General features: G+C 40.9%; 4 protein-coding genes. All 4 read left to right on the top strand.

From position 1 onward, the window contains the following. Positions 1 to 50 precede the first annotated feature (50 nt). Positions 51 to 233 (top strand): hypothetical protein, encoded by a 183-nt coding sequence (locus D5R40_RS36440; protein WP_124155662.1) that lies wholly within the window; start codon positions 51 to 53, stop codon positions 231 to 233. A gap of 123 nt (positions 234 to 356) precedes the next feature. Continuing rightward, positions 357 to 3,077: a chloride channel protein gene (locus D5R40_RS30085; RefSeq protein ID WP_124144291.1), complete on the top strand. Its 2,721-nt coding sequence runs from the start codon at positions 357 to 359 to the stop codon at positions 3,075 to 3,077. Between the two features lie 22 nt (positions 3,078 to 3,099). Further along, positions 3,100 to 3,279, top strand: a complete 180-nt coding sequence (locus D5R40_RS30090) for a hypothetical protein (RefSeq protein ID WP_124144292.1) — start codon at positions 3,100 to 3,102, stop codon at positions 3,277 to 3,279. Between the two features lie 992 nt (positions 3,280 to 4,271). After that, a partial coding sequence (locus D5R40_RS30095) for a hypothetical protein (RefSeq protein WP_134239642.1) occupies positions 4,272 to 5,247 on the top strand: 976 nt, incomplete at its 3' end.

Raw genomic sequence — 5,247 nt, forward strand, 5'->3', positions numbered from 1 at the left:
TGACTCCTGAGGACTCCTAACTTAACCATTCTATGGCTGTTTAACCGGATTTGATAACCCATAACGAAAAAGAGGTGTTGGTAAAGCGCGTGTATGATATTAATCTTAATTACTTAGGAGTCAACCCACCCCTCGCCCCTCCCCCTCCCAGGAAGGGAAGTCAGTCGGACCGAGTCAGGAGGAAAGAAAGAAGAATAAACAGGAGTGGAAGGAGAAAGTTTTTTGTTCACTAATTATCCAGGCATGATATCATACCTCAAATCACCAACGCCCGAAAAAGATAAAAAAAACCAGTAAGAATTAGAATAAACCAAAACTCTATTCCATACTGCCAAAACAACACCATAAACTCCGTTATGTGGCATCAGTATATCCGACAAGAAGTTCAAATCCATCTCAAAAACTTTATTTATCCACTGCTAAGACCAAAACGTGTAGCAGTCTTTGAAGCTTGCTTAATCGGAATCGTATCAGGATTAGCAGCAGTCATACTAAAAGAAGGTGCAGGATGGCTAGGTAGTTTGCGTATAGCTGCATCCCTCAAATATCCACCTTGGCTATTATTACCAATTTTTGGCGCGGTTGGAGGACTTGTGGCAGGTTTATTAGTAGAACGTTTAGCACCAGAAGCAGGAGGAAGTGGAGTACCCCAAGTCAAAGCTGCCCTCTCAGGTATGCGCATTCCCTTAAACTTCCCGATCGCCATGGTCAAAATGTTCACTACCATCCTGACAGTAGGTTCTGGATTAACATTAGGGCGACAAGGCCCAACAGTGCAAATAGGTGCATCCTTAGCAGCTTGGATCAGTCGTTTAGTTCCCACTTCTCCAAGTTACCGTCGTCAGTTAATTGCTTGTGGTGCTGCTGCTGGGTTAGCTGCTGGTTTCAACGCTCCCATCGCCGGAGTTTTATTTGTAGTAGAAGACCTAATGCACGATGTTTCTGGTATCACCTTGGGGCCAGCAATTATTGCTTCTTTCGTCGGTGCAGTTGTTTCCCAAATGCTAGGGGGAGAAAGTTTATACTTAGATAAGAGCAGTTACTTAGATACCTCAATTACAGGATTTTTACACCTCAAAGAAATTCCTTTTTACATAATTTTGGGAATGTTAGCAGGTTTATTAGGGACAGTATTTAGTCGAGGAATTATTGCGACTTCCATATTTCAGCGCCAACTAAAATTAACATTACCTTGGCGAATAGCTATCACAGGATTAATTAGTGGTTTAATTATCGCATCTTTACCAGAATCATTTCGTAACCATACTGGTTTAAGAGAATTGCTAGGCAGTAACGAAGCCAACTTAAAATGGAGTTTCATTGCTTTTGCCGAACACTTTCTCTTAACAATATTTGCCGCCAGTTCTGGTGCCCCGGGCGGATTTTTTGCTCCATCCTTAGTTATTGGATCTGCCCTGGGTCAGATAGTTGGAATTTGCCAAAGTAATGTAGTCGGCATCGAACAACCAACAATTTTTGCTCTAGCAGGAATGGGGGCATTCTTTTGTGCTGTCTCAAGAGCACCCATGACAGCAGTAGTAATTATTTTTGAGAAGACACAAGATTTTCGCTTAGTGTTGCCACTAATGATTGTTTCTATTGTCGCTTTATTGATGGCAGAAAAGATAGATAAGAAGTCTTTATCCGACCGGGTTTTAGATTTCAAAGGTCTACAACTCAAGAAGGAGAAGTCAGCAAATGATTATTTGAGCAATATTCGTGCGGATGAAGTCATGCACACTCCTGTAGAAACTCTTGATTTTAATTTAACTTTGGATGAGGTAAAGCAGAAGTTTTCTAATTCCCATCATCGAGGTTTTCCAGCGCTTGATGATAGTGGCTTGCTCGTAGGTATTGTCACTCAGACAGATTTAGCTTACACTCGCAAACGCGAACTTTCTGGAGACACCCTATTAAAAGAGTTTATGACACCTCATCCCATGACAGTTAAAACTACAGATAATCTCAGCGAAGTTTTGTATCTTTTACATCAATACAAACTTAGTCGTTTACCTGTAATGGAAGGTCGTCATTTGGTAGGAATTATCACTGATACTGATATTATCCGAATAGAATCTGAACAAATAGGTAAGACAAATCTGGGAACTCATAGTCAAAAACCTTCTTATATAGTTTATCAAACGCGATCGCCTCAAATAGGGAATGGTCGATTATTAGTACCATTAAGTAATCCTAGTACCGCCCCCGCATTACTAAAACTCGCCGCTGTCATCGCCCGGCAACGCAACTATGAATTAGAATGTTTACAAGTTTTGATTGTGCCTCGTCAAAGTTCCCCAGATGAGACTGTCGTAGATACAACTAAGAGTCGTCGTTTATTAGCAATGGCAGAACGCATAGCTAAGGATTTGAAAATTCCTATGCACACTCAAATTCGGGTTGGTCACGATGTTGCTGATACTATTTTGGAAACTATTAAGGAAAGACATATATCTCTAATACTGATGGGTTGGAAGGGTGACTATTCTGCTTCTGGTCGTGTTTTTGGCAGTATTGTGGATACTCTGATGCGACAAGCTATTTGTGAAGTAATAGTAGTGAAATGGGGAGCTAGAAAGTTAAAAGAGGAAGAAATATTCAAAGGTATTACTAAGACTAATGAAAGATTTGAAGCAGACCGGGATAATCTTGTTTCTGATAATATGTATTCTTTTTTAGGATGGCGACGGTGGTTAGTACCCATTCGAGATATTCCTACACAAGCAGCAGCAGTAAAGCTTTTGCCTGCCTTGGTTTCTTTGAGTGTGAAGCCAGAAATTCTCTTATGTCAGGTTTTAACTAAGTCTGTTGTTAAGCCTAATATTGAGGAAATGAAACAAGCAGCAAAGATTCTTCAGAATCGCTTGGATACAGAAGTTATGGCTACTGTAGTCTGTGCTACTTCTGTTTCAATTGCTGTAGTTGATTTGGCTGATGCTCATAACTGTGACGTTGTAGTTATTGGTGCTAGTAAGGAAGGATTTTTGAAACAAGCAATTAATGGCAATATTCCAGAGGCGATCGCTCGTGGTTGTGATTGTACTGTAATTCTGGTGCGGACTGCTTATAGTGAATGATATCTGATCAGGAGATGGGGAGATGGGGAGATGGGGAGATGAGAGTATTTTTCTACCTGCAAGGAAAGCTACCAGGTTTGCTATTGGGCGACGCGGGGTCTCATATCAAATCCGGATGATTAGTTATCGTATAGCTGAGGAGTCAGGAGTCAGGAGTCAGGAGTCAGGAGAAAGAAAGGATTTGAATAGCATGAATTTTTAAATTCGTATTCAATAGACATCTCCTCGAAAAGAGGGAGCAGGAAGTAGGGACGTTGCATGCAACGTCCCTACAGAGTAGGGGAATTGAAGAAGGAGACAGGAGACAGGAGACAGGAGACAGGAGGAAAATTATATGGGGATTCGCTCCCCCAAGTAATGCGTGAACACCCCCGTTGACGGTGGGGTATTAAACCCACAAAGAAAATGATAATTGATAATTTATGGATAATAATTAATTTGATTTTTGATTATTGGAGATGTTTAATAGAAAATCTGTATTAAGATAAAGTAATTTTGCGATTACTGTATAACCGGATTTTATATCATCCGCTTTTTCCCCATTCTCGTTCCTGAATTTCCACAACTTCCTCAGGCTGAGGACGGAAGCCAAAAGCACATACCGCGTCCAAAGATACGATCGGGGGTTCTATAAGATTTTAGTTATTGGACACCTCCTGCAATTTGTAAATATGCCAGCGCACATTGCTATATGATTTAAATGCGTAACAATTTAGCACTACGGATTTAGGGCCTGGAGATTTTTTAATTTTGCTTCCTGAATAATTCCGCAGGGAAAAACTTAGTTACAGATTAATTCTAACTTATGACTTGCCTATAGCGCTATAATATTTGCCCAATATCTATACAACTTTATCAAATCTTTATAATCAAGGGTGTTTTTGATAAAGATTTGATGAAGATTGTTGCTTTTGTGAATATACAGGTTGATATCAGCTTTTATTTATGTCTATACTGTGAACAATTGATTTTGCTGAGAAAGTAATTTCAATAGGGGGTGCTTCACAAAGATGAAATATTAACTCAAGGTAATTTACGATTATGGATCAACAGGAATTTCCTCAAGTAGAGACGGATAAAGAGGATTACGCACCGGGTGAAACGGTGACTATTAGCGCTACTGGATTTGAACTAGGTTCAACGATTAAGTTTGAGATTGAAGATGACCCTACTGATCCTGGAGATGATGGGGATGTGGATGCATATGATCCTATTGAAGTCACTGATGGAGGCGAAGGTGACCTGGATGGTACAGAGAATGGTCAGGTAGTGACAACCTGGGAAGTACCGACAGATAATAATGGTACTGGCTTGGGTCCACCAGATGCGTTGAATGCAACGTTAAATTTGACTGCGACGGGAAGTAATGGTGAGGTTGCGACGACGACTTTCACAGATTCTTTTCCTCTTGGCGGAGGAGAAACTGTTACTGATAGTGACCCCAGCAACCACTTTGGTGCTTGCCTCTTTGAAACTGTTTTTAATGAGCAACTCGGTAGTACGGATGAGGCTATTGATGTTGTCATTGGTTATGGTGGAGACTTTAATGGTGATGGTTTCAAAGACATTCAAGTGACCTTGCGCGTTGCGGATGCCTCCAACTCTAGTACTGAAGATATGATCGGGGTTGCCTTTGATATTGACGATCAGAACTTAATCAATACGTTAGGCTTGACTATTGATGACATTACTACCTACGCAAATAACAATTCTGGTACAAGTGATAGTGTTATCAGTTCTCCAGTTGCTGGTACAGACTTTATTATTGGTCCAGATGCGGTAGATTCAAATAATCTTCTTGGTATCAATCTTTCTGGTGGCGGTGTAGATAGACCCTATGATGCTCTAGTTAAGTTTGGTAATGGGGGTCAAGGAGATGGCATTGTCCAAGAAGGTAGTTTTATCATCTCAGGGACGCAAGATTTAACGGACGATCTGATTCGCGAAATACTTGAGCAAACAGATTGGTATGTTCGTCTCCAATCAACCAATGGTGGTAATGGAAGTGCTAAAACGGCTGGTTTTATCTCAGAGATTCCTGACAAGAATCCACCACCAGCAGCACCAGACATCGACATCGAAAAATCCACCAACGGAGAAGATGCAGACGAGGCAACAGGTCCAGAGATCGAGGTCGGTGGCACTGCCAACTTTGAATATGTAGTCACCA

The sequence above is a fragment of the Okeania hirsuta genome (assembly GCF_003838195.1).
Classification (GTDB): Bacteria; Cyanobacteriota; Cyanobacteriia; order Cyanobacteriales; family Microcoleaceae; genus Okeania; species Okeania hirsuta.

Bases quoted from the DNA above. Each gene is read 5' to 3' on its own strand.
- D5R40_RS30090 (WP_124144292.1), top strand. From the start codon at position 3,100: ATGGGGAGATGGGGAGATGAGAGTATTTTTCTACCTGCAAGGAAAGCT.
- D5R40_RS30085 (WP_124144291.1), top strand. From the start codon at position 357: ATGTGGCATCAGTATATCCGACAAGAAGTTCAAATCCATCTCAAAAAC.